The 16,825-nt window shown below is 33.0% G+C and carries 19 protein-coding genes and 1 other annotated feature; of the genes, 8 read left to right on the plus strand and 11 right to left on the minus strand.

What is annotated here, in order from left to right; translation table 11 throughout:
- Positions 1-157 precede the first annotated feature (157 nt).
- On the minus strand, positions 158-331 hold the full coding sequence (locus ERL59_RS08045; protein ID WP_160645688.1) for a hypothetical protein: 174 nt from the start codon (positions 329-331) through the stop codon (positions 158-160).
- Between the two features lie 243 nt (positions 332-574).
- On the opposite strand from ERL59_RS08045, the gene ERL59_RS08050 reads away from it, so the two are divergent.
- Positions 575-1,207, plus strand: a complete 633-nt coding sequence (locus ERL59_RS08050; protein WP_160645689.1) for an HAD-IA family hydrolase — start codon at positions 575-577, stop codon at positions 1,205-1,207.
- 200 nt (positions 1,208-1,407) lie between these two features.
- Here the strand turns inward: ERL59_RS08050 and ERL59_RS08055 are convergent, their stop codons facing one another.
- The 6 genes from ERL59_RS08055 to ERL59_RS08080 all read right to left on the minus strand — a co-directional run bounded on the left by ERL59_RS08055 (position 1,408) and on the right by ERL59_RS08080 (position 8,147).
- Positions 1,408-2,301, minus strand: a complete 894-nt coding sequence (locus ERL59_RS08055; protein WP_160645735.1) for a metal ABC transporter substrate-binding protein — start codon at positions 2,299-2,301, stop codon at positions 1,408-1,410.
- Between the two features lie 224 nt (positions 2,302-2,525).
- Positions 2,526-3,401, minus strand: a complete 876-nt coding sequence (locus tag ERL59_RS08060; protein WP_201763508.1) for a metal ABC transporter permease — start codon at positions 3,399-3,401, stop codon at positions 2,526-2,528.
- Complete coding sequence (locus ERL59_RS08065; protein ID WP_160645690.1) at positions 3,402-4,145, minus strand: metal ABC transporter ATP-binding protein; 744 nt, start codon at positions 4,143-4,145, stop codon at positions 3,402-3,404.
- Positions 4,146-4,429: 284 nt separating this feature from the next.
- Positions 4,430-6,463, minus strand: coding sequence for a peptidoglycan D,D-transpeptidase FtsI family protein (locus ERL59_RS08070; protein WP_160645691.1), 2,034 nt, complete (start codon positions 6,461-6,463; stop codon positions 4,430-4,432).
- 76 nt (positions 6,464-6,539) lie between these two features.
- Positions 6,540-7,703, minus strand: a complete 1,164-nt coding sequence (locus ERL59_RS08075) for a transglutaminase domain-containing protein (RefSeq protein ID WP_235929830.1) — start codon at positions 7,701-7,703, stop codon at positions 6,540-6,542.
- Between the two features lie 24 nt (positions 7,704-7,727).
- Positions 7,728-8,147 carry a hypothetical protein gene (locus ERL59_RS08080; RefSeq protein ID WP_160645692.1) on the minus strand — a complete coding sequence of 140 codons (420 nt, stop codon included), beginning with the start codon at positions 8,145-8,147 and terminating at the stop codon, positions 7,728-7,730.
- Between the two features lie 239 nt (positions 8,148-8,386).
- Between ERL59_RS08080 and ERL59_RS08085 the strand changes: the two genes are divergently transcribed.
- From ERL59_RS08085 to ERL59_RS08095, 3 genes are all read left to right on the plus strand, one after another.
- Complete coding sequence (locus ERL59_RS08085) at positions 8,387-9,532, plus strand: MFS transporter (RefSeq protein ID WP_160645693.1); 1,146 nt, start codon at positions 8,387-8,389, stop codon at positions 9,530-9,532.
- 121 nt (positions 9,533-9,653) lie between these two features.
- Entirely contained in the window at positions 9,654-10,517 is an 864-nt protein-coding gene (locus ERL59_RS08090) for an SDR family oxidoreductase (protein WP_160645694.1), read from the plus strand.
- 40 nt (positions 10,518-10,557) lie between these two features.
- Positions 10,558-10,887, plus strand: a complete 330-nt coding sequence (locus ERL59_RS08095) for a toprim domain-containing protein (RefSeq protein ID WP_160645695.1) — start codon at positions 10,558-10,560, stop codon at positions 10,885-10,887.
- A 53-nt stretch (positions 10,888-10,940) separates the two neighbouring features.
- On the opposite strand, the gene ERL59_RS08100 is transcribed toward ERL59_RS08095, so the two are convergent.
- Complete coding sequence (locus ERL59_RS08100; RefSeq protein WP_235929831.1) at positions 10,941-11,576, minus strand: SCO family protein; 636 nt, start codon at positions 11,574-11,576, stop codon at positions 10,941-10,943.
- Positions 11,577-11,586: 10 nt separating this feature from the next.
- On the minus strand, positions 11,587-12,483 hold the full coding sequence (gene cyoE, locus ERL59_RS08105; RefSeq protein ID WP_160645739.1) for a heme o synthase: 897 nt from the start codon (positions 12,481-12,483) through the stop codon (positions 11,587-11,589).
- A gap of 252 nt (positions 12,484-12,735) precedes the next feature.
- Here cyoE and ERL59_RS08110 point away from each other — a divergent pair, with 252 nt between their 5' ends.
- The 3 genes from ERL59_RS08110 to ERL59_RS08120 all read left to right on the plus strand — a co-directional run bounded on the left by ERL59_RS08110 (position 12,736) and on the right by ERL59_RS08120 (position 14,904).
- Complete coding sequence (locus tag ERL59_RS08110; protein ID WP_160645696.1) at positions 12,736-13,158, plus strand: cell wall hydrolase; 423 nt, start codon at positions 12,736-12,738, stop codon at positions 13,156-13,158.
- A 45-nt stretch (positions 13,159-13,203) separates the two neighbouring features.
- Positions 13,204-13,734: a spore coat protein GerQ gene (gene gerQ / locus ERL59_RS08115; RefSeq protein ID WP_235929832.1), complete on the plus strand. Its 531-nt coding sequence runs from the start codon at positions 13,204-13,206 to the stop codon at positions 13,732-13,734.
- 180 nt (positions 13,735-13,914) lie between these two features.
- A complete protein-coding gene (locus ERL59_RS08120) occupies positions 13,915-14,904 on the plus strand; it encodes a metal-dependent hydrolase (RefSeq protein ID WP_160645697.1) in 990 nt (329 codons plus the stop codon).
- Positions 14,905-15,032: 128 nt separating this feature from the next.
- Here the strand turns inward: ERL59_RS08120 and ERL59_RS08125 are convergent, their stop codons facing one another.
- Positions 15,033-15,242, minus strand: a complete 210-nt coding sequence (locus tag ERL59_RS08125) for an alpha/beta-type small acid-soluble spore protein (protein ID WP_160645698.1) — start codon at positions 15,240-15,242, stop codon at positions 15,033-15,035.
- A 117-nt stretch (positions 15,243-15,359) separates the two neighbouring features.
- Here ERL59_RS08125 and ERL59_RS08130 point away from each other — a divergent pair, with 117 nt between their 5' ends.
- Positions 15,360-15,539: a DUF5325 family protein gene (locus tag ERL59_RS08130; protein ID WP_160645699.1), complete on the plus strand. Its 180-nt coding sequence runs from the start codon at positions 15,360-15,362 to the stop codon at positions 15,537-15,539.
- On the opposite strand, the gene trpS is transcribed toward ERL59_RS08130, so the two are convergent.
- The gene (trpS, locus tag ERL59_RS08135) at positions 15,536-16,522 is read right to left on the minus strand and encodes a tryptophan--tRNA ligase (RefSeq protein WP_160645700.1); all 987 of its coding nucleotides are present in this window, start codon (positions 16,520-16,522) and stop codon (positions 15,536-15,538) included. The two genes, ERL59_RS08130 and trpS, sit on opposite strands and share 4 nt — an antisense overlap.
- Before the next feature lie 64 nt (positions 16,523-16,586).
- Positions 16,587-16,824: a binding site (T-box leader), on the minus strand.
- Position 16,825 lies beyond the last annotated feature (1 nt).

Below are 16,825 nucleotides of genomic sequence, written 5' to 3' on the forward strand. Positions count from 1 at the left end.
CTAGAAATTCTCTTTCTCATTTTCTCTGTAATACGAATTTCTAATACGATTGCAAAAATAAAAAATACAAATAAAAATATCCATAGATAAAATAATATTTCCATATTTTCTCCTTATGTATTTAATAAATTAAAAAAGTAATCTATTATTCTAATTACTAAACAGTGGCATTAGTTATATCAATAAGGAGGCCATCATCTTCTATATTTTTTATATTTTTAGGATCAACTTCTACCTCACTCTTTTTGTCAAAGATGGATAAATATCCAATATATGTAACCCCACCAAAAAAGATACATGCACATATTGTAATTAAAACAGTTTTTTTCACCTTCATTAAACCTCCACTGTATAAGCCGTCTCATTTATACACTTTAATCTTCCTAACCATTATAAAATGTTAGGATATTAAAAAGGAGGATGAATTTATTTCACCCCCCCCCCGTAAGGGAATAGTTCTGAAACTTAAATAAAATAACTAAACTATTCTCTCCTGAAATCATTTATAATGACTTATACTCACATATTCTTAAATAAGTTGGAATATACATGTACTTACTTAGGGGGGACATAAATGAAACACATCATTTTTGATTTTGATGGGACGATTGTGCAATCCAAAAACTTAACGATAGATATATATAATGAACTTGCTGCAAAACATAATTATAAGCTTATTAAAAAGGAGGAAATCGCATATTTAAGTTCTCTAAGCATACCTCAAAGAAGTAAGTATCTTAAGGTACCATTGTGGAAACTACCCCGTCTTGTCAACGAGGTAAGGAAAAAATATAAACAAAGAATATTAAAAGTCCCTACTGTGAATGGTGTACCGGAAGTTATAAAAGAATTACATAAGTTAGGATATCAACTTGGCATTATATCAACAAACGATAAAAAGAATATCATTCAATACTTGTCCAAGCACAGAATTAAACATATTAGCAAAGTTATTTGCTCAACGAATGTTTTTGGCAAACATCGACTCATTTATAAGTATTTAAATCATTTTAAAATCAAAAAAGAGAATGTAATATATATTGGGGACGAAATAAGGGATATTGAAGCATGCAAAAAAGCAAAAATAAAAATTATCTGTGTTTCATGGGGATTTGATGCAAGGAGGTTGTTAGAACAGGGAAAGCCAGAATATATAGTAGACCATCCTCAGCAAATTAAAGAGATCATGATAAAACAAACAATATAAGAGTATAATCCTTTCATTCATAACTGAAGGATTATACTTTTCTTAACTTCACTTGCTTTCATGATATCACCCTTAATGGATTTAAGTTTTGATTTGAATCTCATGCCTTCTGTTTGTATTCATTCACCTCTTCATCCCAATATGCCAAACAAAAAACCACCCATGAATGATCATCATGGATGGCTTTCATTCCACTTCTCTTATTTAGAAGTGACCCCGTTATAAATCATATCAATATTCCATTCCATCATTTCAATATAAGTATCTCCATCTTCACCTGGTTTACCCACTGAATCAGTAAATACCTTCCCAAAGATCGGAACCCCTGTTTCATTGGATACTGTCTCCATTGATCTTGGATCGATACTGGTTTCTAAAAATAATACAGGAACTTCTCTTTCACGTATTAAATCAACAATCGCACTAACCTGTGAAGGTGTTCCTTGATTCTCTGCATTAATCTCCCATACATATCCTGCATCAAAGTCGTAAGCTGCACTAAAGTATTTGAAAGCTCCTTCACTTGTTACTAAAAAGCGATCTTCTTTCGGGATTTCATTAAAACGATCAACTGCTTGTTGGTGAAGCTCTTCTAATTGAGCAATGTAAGTTGCTGCATTAGCATCATATATTTCCGCATGATCTGGATCAACTTGTTTTAGAGCATCTCTTGCATTTTCAGCGTATATAATTCCATTTCTAACATCTAACCAAGCATGTGGATCAGATTCATTTTCTTTCCCTGCAGTAGTAAGGTATTTCACTTCTACACCTTCACTTAAACGGAATACAGGAGCATCTTCACCTGATTTACCTGTTGTTTCAAGTAATTTCGAAAACCAAGAATTCCCTGCTTCAAGATTTAAACCGTTATAAAATACCGCATCGGCATCTTGTGTTTTTTCAACGTCTGAAGGTAAAGGATCAAATTCATGTGGATTTGCACCAATAGGTACCATACTATGCACTTCAACTTGATCTCCACCTACATTTTTTACAATGTCGTATAAAATAGAATATGTTGTTACTACTTGAAGCTTATCTCCCTCTGAACCATTTTCAGATTCGTCTGTACTGCAACCTACCAAACCCATAATAAAAATCAGAATAAATGAACTTAATAATAATGCCTTTTTCAACAAAATCACTCCTAAGTATTATATAATTCACAAAAGTAAAAGCTTATTTTGCAACAAAAAATCAACATTAACAAATAAACTGAAGCAGAAGTTCGTAAAATATGATCCCGCTTAGCCCTCTATTACTTCTGTGGAATTTCAAAGTTAACATGACACATTATGTGTACGTAATATCAGAATTACACTCTCGCTAATGATTTAGTGCTCTTAGATTTAATACTTCTCCATAACACACCTTGTTTAGGTGAGAATATAAATGCGATTAAAAACATGGTTGTTGCTGTTAATACAATCGTAGCTCCTGAATCTAAATCAAATCTATTACTAAAAAACAATCCAACAATAGAAGAAATTGCACCAAAACCTGAAGATAAATAAATCATGATCCATAATCGATCTGTAAGTAAATATGCGGTTGCTGCAGGTGTAATTAACATCGCTACAACGAGCACGATTCCTACTGTCTGAATAGAAGCCACAGTCACCATTGTAAGTAAAATCATTAACAAGTAATGAATCATTTTATTAGGTAAACCATATGCAGCTGACATTGTTGGATCAAACGAACTAACTAAAAGCTCTTTGTAAAATAAATAAATCATGACTAATACAAATACACCGATCCCAAATGTCGCCCACAATTCAGAAGTTCTAACAACTAATAAATTTCCAAATAAAATGTGGTATAAGTCCGTACTGCTTTTCAATAATGTAACCCAGATAATCCCGATTGCAAAAGCAAAAGTAAACATTATTCCGATGGCAATGTCATTTTTAATTCGACTATTTTGACTTATATATCCAATCCCAATCGTTGTTAAAACACCAGAAATTACTGCCCCAAAAAAGAAATTAATACCTAACACATAAGACAATGCAACACCTGGCAATACGGCGTGGGAGATAGCATCCCCCATTAAAGCCATCCCTCTTAAAATAATAAAACAGCCGATGGCTCCACATATGATTCCTACGATAACAGAGGTAAGGAATGCCCTTTGCATATATTCATACTCCATTACATAGTTCACATAATTTATAATCTCGCCAAACATTTATACACTCACCCCAATCTCCTTCATAAAAGCAAATTGACCTTTATATGCTTTTGCCATAATTTCAGGTCTAAAAACCTCATTTACTGAACCAAACCCGATTAGTTCTCGATTAATTAATAACAATTTATTAAAATAATTTTCTGCTTTGCTTAAATCATGATGAACAACGGTAACGGTTTTACCTTGATTACTAAGCCTTTTAAGTATGTTAATAATTGTCTCTTCACTACCTAAATCCACACCTACAAAAGGTTCATCAAGGAAAAACAACTCCGCTTTCTGAGCCAGCGCTCTTGCAAGGAAAACTCTTTGTTGCTGTCCTCCGGAAAGCTCTCCAATTTGGCGTTTATAAAATTGCTCCATCCCTACTTCCTTTAAACATTCATATGCCCATTCTTTATCATTTTTTTTGGGCCTCTTAAACATCCCTATTTTCGGATAAGTCCCTAGTAGAACAGTTTCTAAAACTGTAATTGGAAAATCCCAGTCAATATCATTACGTTGTGGTACATAAGCAACTTGCTTACGAATTTCTTTTACGGTTTTATCAAGAAAAGTAACCTGACCTTTATCTCGGGGTATCAATTGGAGTAAGGCTTTTATTAAAGTTGATTTACCTGCTCCATTAGGTCCGATAATCCCCAATAAATTCCCAGCTTCCAAAGAAAAAGTTACATCCTTAAGTGCTGTATTTCCATGATAAGAAACATATAAATCTTCCACTTGAATTGCAGATGACATTTAAATCAACTCCTTTTATATAAGATAATATTTGTAGCAAGTGTTGTTGTTTTAGGAAACTTTTTTAACTAAAAAATATGAATATCCCATTTTTGTTCCATCTATAAAAAATGGTTTAATATAAAAAAGTTGGTCTAGCACAAAAAAAGAACCAAAAAAATATGATGAATACCCATTGCAATAATTTTATTATACACAAAAAAGTTGATCTTGTGCAACATTTATTTTTTATGCCTCAAAAAAAAGAACGAAATCAATTCATTGATTTCGCCTTTATAACTGCTTTAGTTAGCAGAAGTGCCTTCAACTTCACCATCAGTTACAGCTTCTTCTGCTTCATCGTCTAATCCAAAATAAGCATCAAACATCTTTCTAGCTATTGGACCTGCTCCAAATGAACCATACCCACCTTCTGGAACAACAACCGCAACAGCTAACTTTGGATCTTCGACTGGGGCAAACGCAATAAATACTGCATTATCTACTATTTCCCCAGCTACAGATTGCTGTGATGTACCCGTTTTGGCAGCAACCACATAAGGAAAATCTTCAAAGCCTGATTTCTTTACTTGAGTCATTGCACTATGCACTAAGTTCCAATATGAATCTGGTAAATCTACATCATTTAAAATGATCGGTTCAAACTCTTCCACCGTCTCAGCATCAAAAGTTGTGATTTTATCTACAAATTGCGGCTGTAATCTTTTTCCTTTATTTGCTACCATTGCAGCATATTGTGCTAGTTGAAGTGTTGTATATCTAGCACCTTGACCCCATGAAGAATAAACTAAGGAAGATAATATACTACCTGTTTGTTGTATATTCGTATATTCAATAATTCCAGCTGATTCGTTAGGTAATCCACTTTCAGTTGAAACACCTAATCCAAATTGTTTCATATATGAATCCCATAAATCTAGTCCATCTTGTCCTTGTTTTGATAAAGGTTCTCCAATCATAGCGGACATAAATGTGTTAGAGGAGTATTGAATGGCACCAAAAGCATTAATTGTACCATTTCCTTTACTTAGTGCATTTCTAATTCTTGTGTTGTCATTTCCAAAATAAAAATAACCTGTATCGTTATAAGTTGTATTTTGTGTAATAAGTCCCTCGTTTAATCCAATTAATATGGTTAACGGTTTAATCGTTGATCCTAACGGTACAATCGAGGTTGGATGTTTTCCTCTTTCTACAGAATCTTCATGATTAGAATAAGAGGTTGAAATCGTACCATTATTAAAATAAATTTGGTTTGTTTCCCAATCTTCTTGAGATAAACCACCCTCCCAAATATTCGGATCGTAATCAGGCATGCTTGCCATAGCTACTACTTTCCCTGTATCCACTTCCATGGCTACAGCATAACCTGTTGTCGCATTCACACCACTTTTGTTATACAATGCACCTTGATCTGATTTTAAGTACTCTATTTGATCTAGAATTGCCTGCTCAGTCGCAAGCTGAACATCTTTATCTATCGTTAAATATAAATTATTCCCTTTAACTGGAGGTACAACTAGCGGATCTCCAATAATTCTTCCTAGAGCATTAATTGGATAGGTCCTAGTCCCATTCTTTCCTCTAAGCTCTTCTTGATACAAAAACTCCAAGCCATCATAGCCAACATATTCCTGATCTAAATACTCATTTACAACATTTTGTTTTTTATAATAATCTAAATAACCTGACAAATTACTTGCAGAATTAAACTTTTTTAAGTACCCTACCAACTGAACTGCAATGGTATCCTGACTATACTTTCTAACGCTTTCCTCTCTTACTTCAATTCCAGGAAACTCCTCTATATGTTCTAAGATGTATGCAATTTCTTCCTGTGTAAGATCTGTTTTTAACCTTCTAGGACGATTAGCATAATTCATAATTGTTTTTTCTTCTTTATATATATTAAAACCTACATCCATATCATCAACAATTTCTTGTGCTGACTTTTCAGATTTCTCATCTCCATATTGCTCAAATACTTCTTCTAATCTGCTAGCTAGATCAATCACCTCTTCTTGATCGGGATTACTAGGAAGTTCATAATAAAGAGACTGACTAGAAGTAGAATAAGCGATAGCATAACCATTCACATCATAAATATTGCCCCTAATCGGTGGAATTTGATTAACTACCTCTGAATTTTTATTCTTAAGTGCTTGATACTTACTTCCTTCCACAAACTGAATATAAGCCAGTCTAACAATTAATACTGAAAATATAATAAAAATAGCAAAGAAAAATATATTTAAGCGAAAGGCAAAATTTGTCCGTTTAAGCCATTCTTCTTTCTTTGGGTCTTTCAAGCCGCTCATGTAAGTTCTCCTCTTTATATATATTTATTTATAAAAAATTAGTATCCATTATTTATTATAGATGGCAAATGAAAAGCTAAGCATCTTTTATATGTGTTTCATAAAAGTCATTAGAATTAAACCAATTTCCTCCTGATGACACCCAAGTGGTGTCTAAAGGAATCCATTCATTTGTTTCAGATAAGTACACTTCATTCCAAGCATGGGCACCCATTCCTCCGCGGCCATCATATCCAAGTCCTGTAACTACTTTTACATCCAATCCAGCCGTTCTTGCCATCACAGCATATAATCTAGAATAATCAATGCAAACCCCTTGTTTTGTAAGAAATGTATCTTCAGGTGTTTGTTCCATCCATACTTTTTCTTCTTCGTATAACCTTACTTTTTCCCAGTTATATTGAACTCTTGTTCCAACCCAATCATATAAAGCTTTAGCTTTTTCCTCATCAGTATTTAAGTCTTTTACAATGACATGTGTTGCTTCCACGATATTATCAGGAATGTTATGATCTATAATTTCATATTTCCTTTGGAGCACTTCATTATATTCATCCTCAGCTTCTTTAGCTAATACAGGTAAAGTAGTCTCTATAAAATTTTGACTTATCGGCTGCAGTACTTTTTCTGTACCACTTTGATACAAAGTGGAGGATTGAATATATGAGGTAAAGGGGGTTTGAGGAAATAAAGTTACAAAAATAAACAAAAACAAAATGACAATCAAACCCTTAGCTAAACCAAATATGACACCGATAAATCCTCCAAAGAGCTGACTGATGAATAGTGGAATTTCAGACTTTGATTGTTTTCTTCCATTCATCATTTTCATCGTTCTTATTAGATTTAAAAATACCAAATTAAATAACAGCATGATCAAAAATTGGATCAATAAATAAATGACTAAAAAAATAAGAATAAAGCGTATAAAAGTAAAGTCTCGAATTGAGGTAAGTACAATATAATACCCTTTTTCCAGCACATTCAGTTCTTCAGATGGAATTTGAATGGATTTCAATATCATCCAGTTTTGAAGTTTAGGAGAAAGCCAATTTGTAATTTTCCAAGTTATTATAACGGCAGTTATATTGATAATGATGTCTTGGATGACTTGAGATAATTGAAATGCAGACTTAGACAAACCTCTCTTTATCCCCTGAATTAAGGAGATTAAAAATACGAACACGATGAGCAATGTAATGTAGTTTAACCTTGTGATCATATCAATAAAAGTTTGCAATCTGTTCTCCTCCAAATAACCTAATTAGTTCTTATTTTTTTCTAACAATTTTCTAATTTCATCATTCATTTCTATCGTATAGGTTTCCCCACCATAAGTAATGGTTAAAAAATCTGAATTTGTATCTCCCTCTATCGTTACATTTTCATTTTCAATGAGGAAATCACCATCCATAGCTTCATCTACTATGTATTCTCTAATTTCATTTATTGCAAGGTCTATCAATTCTTCTTTTGGAATCATATCCAAAAACTGATCACTAGCTGTTTTTAGCGTCTCACTATAGTTAGAACCATAATAAATCAATACACCTACAATTGCCAATACAATGAACCACTTCACTAATGTTTTTACTAGTTTTATAACGATAAATAACACAATAATAGCTGCAAGAATGATATACCATTTTTCTTGGGCAAATGTAATCCAACTCTCTATTTCCATCTAAACACTCCCGTCTCTACTCTTAGCTTATTCCAACTATGTCTATTATACAAAAAATCAACCATCAACGCACATATTCAGCTCTAGAATAAACTTTAATCTGATTACTCAATATGAATATTTTTACAAAAGTAACGTACAAGTAATAACAAGCTATTTTTAAAAATGATTAAAATAAATGTTTAAGAAGTTTTTTTGAACAACCTCATTTAGAGTAACTACTAATGGATGGTGATTAGATGAAAACAGCAATATGGTTATATCTATTTATGTTCATTGCATTTTTTGATTTACATGCACAATTTCCAATCTTGTCTCCTTTTGCAATTTCCCTTGGAGCTGCTCCCTCCTTTATCGGTTTGATTATGGGGATGTATTCTTTAACACATATTCCAGGAAATATATTAGCAGGTTATGGTGTAGATCGTTATGGTAGTAAATATTTTATTATTTTCAGTCTAATCATTGCAGGATGGCTGTTAATTATTCAGTCTTCCGTTACAGATCCTTGGCAGTTATTAGTCATCCGTTCAATCAGTGGATTTATTTTAGCCTTTTTATCACCAGCCTGTCTTTCTTTATTAGCGAAAATTGCAAAGGATCAGATTCAACAGGGAAAATTAATGGCAGGAAATGGACTCGTTCATACATTAGCTTCTATTGTTTCTCCTGCTGCTGGGGCATTATTAGTTGCAAAAGTCGGGTATTCGATTGCATTTAATTTGTTAGGTTGGATACTCATCATCACAGGGGTTTTGGCATTCTGGGGGATACAAAATATAAAATCAACCTCTATAGAAAAAAAACTTCCTCATCCCCAAACCTTAATGGAAAATGAAGAACAAAAAATCCCATGGCTATTTTATGTTTTGCCCCTTGCTTTATCTTGTTCGCAAGGCATTTTGTTCTTTGAATTACCTTTAATTCCAATATCACGCAATTCCATTTTTGCATCAGGACTTTTATTTTCCATTGTTAGTCTCGGAGCTTTATGTACGTTAAGCATGTTATTTTTAAACCGACTTTCTCCTTTTGTAAGAACGGCGGCAGGATGTTTATTTTTAGCGCTTATATTTTTTGATTTGGCGTTGCATCAAATGTTCCCTTTAGCTTTATCCTTGTTTTTAATAGGTATGGCAAAAGGAATTATATATCCAGCAATGGCTACTTATTTAACTCATATGTCTAGTATCTCAAAATATGGACGTATTTTTGCTATTTTAGCAATTTCCATGTCATTAGGAGCCTTTATTGGTCCTGTTATTGCAGGTCAGGTAAGGGATATTGTATCACCATACTTATTTGCTTTTATCTTTTTATTCGTTTCCCTTTCCATGTTACCTTATCCTAATCGTTTTACCATCTTCACTCAAAGGAAAGTATAATTTTCAATAAATTTCAGCGAACAATAAATGGATTTTGCATATTTACCTTAAAAAGAAAGTCGTATATCCTTAATGTAATATGAATTATGGTATTTAAATTAAATGTGGGGAGGAAAATAAAATGAACGAAAAGATTGCACTTATCACAGGTGCTAATTCAGGAATGGGTTTAGCTACAACAATTGAAATTGCTAACACAGGAGCTACTGTTATTATGTTATGCAGAAACAAACAACGTGGAGAGACAGCACTCAAAACTGCAAAACAACAAAGTGGTTCTGAAAATATTGAGTTAATGATTTGTGATCTTGGTTCACTAGAAAGCATACGTACATTTGTGTCCCTGTTTAAGGAAAAATATAATAAACTGGATATATTAATCAATAATGCCGGTGTAATGTCTCTGAAAAGAGAACTTACAAGTGATGGATTTGAAATGCAGTTAGGCATTAATCATCTAGGTCATTTTTTACTAACCAATTTGCTATTAGAACATTTAAAAAATGCAAAAGAAGCAAGAATTATTAATGTTTCTTCTGGAGCTCATAAAATTGGAAAAATTGATCTTCAGGATCCCTTCCTAACTAAACGATACGGGTTAATGAAAGGATATGCTCAATCTAAATTAGCGAACATTCTGTTTACAAAAGAGCTTTCAAAAAAACTAAAAAATACAAATATTACTGTAAATGCTCTTCATCCAGGAGCAGTAGCAACTAACATAGGTGTGAATAGAAAAACTGGATTTGGGAAAAATCTAATAAAATTGTTGAAGCCATTTTTTCTATCCCCAGAAGAAGGTGCATCAACTGCTGTTTACCTGGCAACTAGTGATGAAGTAAAAGATACCACAGGTGAGTATTTTTATAAAAAGAAAATCGCTCTAGTTTCAAAAATAGCAGAGGACAATGAACTTTCCAAAACATTATGGACTTGGAGTGAGAAACAAGTATTCCTAACCCCAAAAAGTGATGCCAAACTTTGAAGACTATTTCCTATTACTTTTCGTATAGGAGGATAAACCAATGGACGCTGTTATCATTGTGGAAGGAACTAATGATCGAATTCATTTAAGAAAGTTTTTATCTGAAGAAATTGAGATTTTATGTACAAATGGAACATTAAATTCTCATCGATTAGAAAAGTTAATTCAACAAACCATCGAAAAACAAATCTTTATTTTTACTGACAATGATATAGCAGGTAAAAAAATTAGAAAAACTTTAGCAGAAGTCTTTCCAGATGCGGAACATTTATATACAAAAAAAGAATATGCTGGTGTGGAAGGCACACCTGATGAACATATTATAAACCAGCTCGAAAAATCTGATTTGAGCGAATACATACTCATTTAAAAAAAGAAACAGCCACTTGAAAGGCTGTTTCTTTGATTTATTTATATCTAATTTTATAATAAGGCTGCTATATGATCAACAATATAGTCAACGTTTTCCTCAACAGATAAGTCATCTTTAATAGGTAGGTATTTTTTAATATTTCCTTTTTTATCGATTAGAATATAGAAATTCGTATGACCAAAATCCCCACCTTCTAACTCCATAACACTTATGCCGTATTCTGTGGCTAGATCTCTGGAATACTGCTCTTCTCCTCGTAAAAAATACCAACCTGATGGATCTGGATCATATCCGCTTGAGAATTCAATTAATCTTTCACGAGTATCCCTCTCAGGATCAAAGGTAATAGAAAAAATGGCAGTTTCATTGCCAAATATATCTTCTTCCTTTAATCGCTCTTGTACCTGTGAAAGCAAGTAAGTTGTTGGTGGACAAACATCAACACAAGTTGAAAAATAAAAGTATACTAACCTTACTTTTCCATCAGTCTCCTCTAGAGATACGGTACTTCCATCAATATTATCTAATTCAAATGGAGGGGCCTTTTCAGTATTTTCTTCCGTTATAAAGCTGATATCGGACTTTGATTCTGGGATCAAATTATATATCAAATAAGCTGACATTCCTATGATTAAAATCCCCATCACACTAAAATAAATAATTTGCAACCATTTTTTTCGATTCATATACTTTCACCTAACTTGTAGTATTTATGATCATTACAAAGAAATTAATCATCAAGTAATTAATGGAAAAAAGAAATGTCCTTCTTGACCATTTATCATCATCTTTAGTAACAAAACCTATAATACAGTAAATAACCCAAACTATACTTAATAAAATAGAAACAACTAAATAAATCATTCCTACGTATCCAAAAACATAAAACATGATATTTACAGGTATTAAAAGGAACACATAGGGCAGCATTTGAATTTTTGTTCTTTTTACTCCCTTTACTACAGGTAACAATGGAAATCCAGCAGCTCTGTATTCTTCTTTACGTCTTATACCTAACGCCCAAAAATGTGGTGGCTGCCATAAAAATAATAAAGCAAACAGTAACCACGCCCCAGCGTCTACTTCGTTCGTCACTGCACAATATCCTAAAACAGGAGGCATTGCTCCTGAAATCCCACCGATCGATGTACTCCAAGTAGAATTTCTCTTTAACCACATTGTATAAACAAAAACATAAACAAAAAATCCAATAAAACCTAAAAAAGCTGAAATAGGATTCACTAAAAAATAAAGAACAAACAGACCTATTATACCTAAAACAATCCCATACCAAAGCACAACATTTGGATGAATCCTTCCAGCTGGTAGGGAACGACCTTGTGTCCTCTCCATCTTCTCATCAAAATCTCTATCCAAAAAGTTGTTTAAAACACAACCTGATGCCATGATCAATGCTGTTCCAAGCATCATATAAGCTAAAATGAACCAATTGATATCCCATTGTGATGCAAGCCAAAACCCTCCAAATGCTGCAATAAGATTAGATCTAATGATTCCTGGTTTTGTTAGCTGAACAAAATCTCTCCAAGAAGCTTTATCTATAACTGCAGAATCAGAGATTGATTCATTCATCACTTGCACATCTAACTGTTTACCCACCTATCTATAAGCCTCCTTAGAGCGTAAAAAAACATATCTTTAATCATATCAGTCTGCAGAACATTTGACAACAAAATCGATTCTTTATTCATATTTTAGACGCAAATTTAATTGTCATGTTGTCAAGCATTATTCCATAATTATATTAATGTATTGAATTGTTTGTTTACATGAAAAGACGATCTCCTTTTTAATATACCCTATTGAAAGGATGGACATAAACATATGGCGGTCATTAAAGCAAATAGTGAAGATGTGAAGTTACTAGCAAGATTAATGAGGGCTGAAGCAGAGGGTGAAGGCGAATTAGGAATGTTAATGGTTGGAAATGTTGGTGTAAACCGAATAAGAGCAGATTGTTTAGATTTTAAAGATATTCGAGATATGAAGCGAATGGTGTTTCAAAGACCAGGTGGATATGAAGCTACAATTAAAGGATACTTTTACCAAAAAGCAAGGGATAAAGATATCCGTTTAGCCCAAAGAGTCATTAACGGTGAAAGATTCCATCCTGCAACGAATTCTTTATGGTTTTTTAGACCAGAAGGGGCATGTCCACCTCAATGGTATGACCAATATAATTCTGGAAGGTATAAAGCTCATTGCTTTTTCACCCCTTTACAAAGTGTTTGCCCGAGTGTGTACTAATATGTTTTTGTTTTACATTTATTTAATTAAAGGAGGATTTAACAAATGAATGGAAATAATTATAATGCAATGGCTCAGCCATATTCTAATGTAATGCCTGCAAGTGTTAATCCAATGGCGATGCCTGCCGCTAATCCAATGGCCATGCCTGCACAGTATGCTAATATGATGCATGGCTCTCCATCAATGCCTGGGTCTATGTCTGGGTCTATGTCTGGGTCTATGCCTAGTTCTATGCAAGCATCTATGTCAGGACCATATGCTCCAAGTGGCTCAGTTCTCCCAAGTACTTCACCAGCTATGTCAGATATCACACCACCAGGTCAATTACCAATGGAAGTTTCTTACATTGAAAATATTTTACGATTAAATTTAGGAAAAGAAGCGACGATTTATATGACCTATGAAAATAACACTGAGTGGAATGCAAAAGTGTTTACAGGAGTTCTTGAAGCAGCTGGTAGAGATCACATTGTAATTAGCGATCGTGACACAGGAAAAAGATACTTACTGCTAATGGTGAATTTAGATTATATTACTTTTGATGAAGAATTAAATTATATTCCAACTTATTAAGCACAAGGTTTTAACAAAAACATATAATATAAGAATATAAAAGACCTATTTATCAAATTGATGAATGGGTCTTTTTACTCTTGATAAATTAAATACCCTGAACATGATTATAAGTAACGGAACAGGATAAAGATAAAGAGTAAAGATAAAGATATTTTGCTTTTACAGGAGGGAGCCATATTGGATTCTGGTACTCATTTTGTAGTAGGTTTAGGATTAGCTGGTTTAGCAACCATTGATCCTGCTGTTTCAAATGATCCTAATTTATTTGTATCTGTGTTAGTTGGAACTGTATTAGGTTCACAAGCCCCAGATGCTGATGGGTTATATAGATTTAAAAGTAATAGTGCATATATAAAAAATCACAGAGGGTTGTCTCATTCATTACCTGCTCTCTTCATTTGGACTTTTCTGATTACGGGGCTTATATTTCTAATTTTTCAGCCCACTGCCATTCTTCATGTATTGTTATGGGTTTTCATAGCGATATGTGTTCATGTTTTTTCAGATTTATTTAATACTTATGGAACACAAGCTCTAAGGCCTATCTCAGATAAATGGATTTCATGGAATATTATCCATATATTTGATCCTATTATATTTTTCTCTCATGTTATTGCCTTATTCCTTTGGGTATTCCATATTGGTGAAGCTACATTTATTTTTCCAATATTATATGGCTTTTTAATTGTCTATTATATTTGGAGAACAGCAGTACATTATTTTTTGCAAAAAAACCTTTACAAAAAAGACAACAACTATCAAAAAGGTGACTCATATATGCTCATCCCGACAGTTCATCTATCAGAATGGAACATCGTTAAAAAAAATAAAAATAACGTTCATATACTAGGTGAATTAAAAAGTAATGGAAATATACAATGGGTAGATAAAGTGCAATGTAAAGCACATCCTGCTATCGAAATTTCCAAAAAGAATCCTGACATCGCTTCGTTTTTATATTTTAGTTCTGAGTACGCATGTTCAGACATCATACAACATACTTGGGGATATGAAGTTCGTTGGTTTGATGTACGTTATCGACATCGAAAACAATATCCTTTTGTAGGTGTTTTACTAATGGAAAAAGATTTTACCACAATTAAATCATATGTAGGATGGTTAAATGATGAGAAGTTAAACAAACGACTTGGTTTGCATGAAATGTGAATATACTGAAAAATGTAAATTAAAACCAAGAAGTACAGAAATAATTTTTATATGAAAATTTACAAATTTTGAAGATAAAAAGCTCAAGGGATTAAATCCCTTGAGCTTTTGTTACTTTTATTTTACTATTAAGGTTGTCTACCTGCTAATGTTTGCTCAGCCATTTGTACTAAATGACGAGTCATGTATCCACCAATAGAACCTGTATCACGAGTAGCCATGTTACCATAGTAACCATCTTGAGGAATTTGAATACCTAGCTCCTGTGCTACTTCATATTTTAATTGATTTAATGCCGCATTAGATTGAGGCACCACTAGTTGGTTAGATCTTGCCATTGATGAGCACTCCTTTCAATCTATGTTGTTTTTTACAAGCTGCTTGTATAACTATTATGTTAACTTTTGAAAAAAACTATTCATATTATTTTTATATCATGAAAGGTGAGTCATATTATGAGTAAAAAAACTGCCCTACTTTTTTCTATGATTGGTGTACTGTTCTTGGTTTTCACAGGTATCGCATTAAGTTATCAACAATCTCTATTAGCCTTACTTTTTTTATTTTTATCTTTTTTTACTGTCGGAATTGGTTTTATGGCCAAAGCAAAAATTAGAAAGAAAAATAGTCATTAATATGGTAATACAAAACCCATTTTTTCCTTTATTTCCCTTAAAGTTTCATTTGCCACATCAGCTGCCTGTTCAGCACCTTGTTTTAAATACTTACTTAATTCGCCTGAAGATCGAATTTCTTTATAACGTTGTTGAATCGGCTCAAGAGTAGCTACAACATGTTCTGCTAAATCCTTTTTAAATGGACCATATCCTTTACCTTCATATTCTTGTTCAATTTCTTTTATACTTAAAGTTGAACAATAGGAATATATTGTCATTAAATTACTAATTTCAGGTTTATTAACGGGATCAAATAAAACATCTCTCCCAGAATCTGTAGTTGATCTTTTGATTTTTTTACGTAACACATCCGGCTCATCTAACATTGCAATATAACTATTTGGATTAGGGTTACTTTTACTCATTTTATTTGAACCATCATCTAAGGACATGATTCTCGCACCAACTTCAGGTATATATGGTTCTGGGATCTTTAAGCATTCACCAAAACGTTGATTAAAACGATTTGCTAAATCTCTAGTTAATTCAAGATGTTGCTTTTGATCATCTCCTACTGGTACAAGGTCAGCATTATAAAGTAATATATCAGCAGCCATTAGACCAGGATATGTGAACAAACCTACACCTATAGAATCTTGCTTCCTGGACTTATCTTTAAACTGGGTCATTCTTTCAAATTCTCCCATATAAGATAATGTTGTCATTATCCAGCCTAATTCGGCATGTGCAGGTACATGAGACTGAACGAACACACTAGACTTATTCGGATCTACACCTGAAGCAAAATACAAAGCTGCAACTGCTTCAGTTTGTTCTTTTAATTCTTCCGGTTTTTGAGGCACAGTAATCGCATGTAAGTCTACAATAGAAAAAAAACATTCATGTGTATCCTGTAGTTTAACGTAATTTTTCAAAGCCCCAATATAATTTCCAATTGTTAATTTTCCACTAGACTGAATACCAGATAAAACTCGTTTCATTCTTTAACCCCCTATTTATAATTCTAAAATTAGTTACCTATACAACAAAAAAAAGCCTTCCTCCGAAAGGGACGAAAGACCGTGGTGCCACCCTAATTTATTTCTTTAAATCTAAAAATTAATCTTAATCTAAAGAAAACTTTATTTCCGATAACGGGGAAATCCGTGCAGTCTACTAAAAAAATAGTTCAACTTTAAGCTCAAGGTCCCATTTCAGAAAACACGTTGTACCGACTTTCAGCAATATATCGGTTCTCTGGAAAACAACGATGTCTCCTTACTCTTCCTCTCATCGCATCATAT

The sequence above is a fragment of the Chengkuizengella marina genome, from assembly GCF_009910845.1.
GTDB classification, from domain to species: Bacteria; Bacillota; Bacilli; order Paenibacillales; family KCTC-33759; genus Chengkuizengella; species Chengkuizengella marina.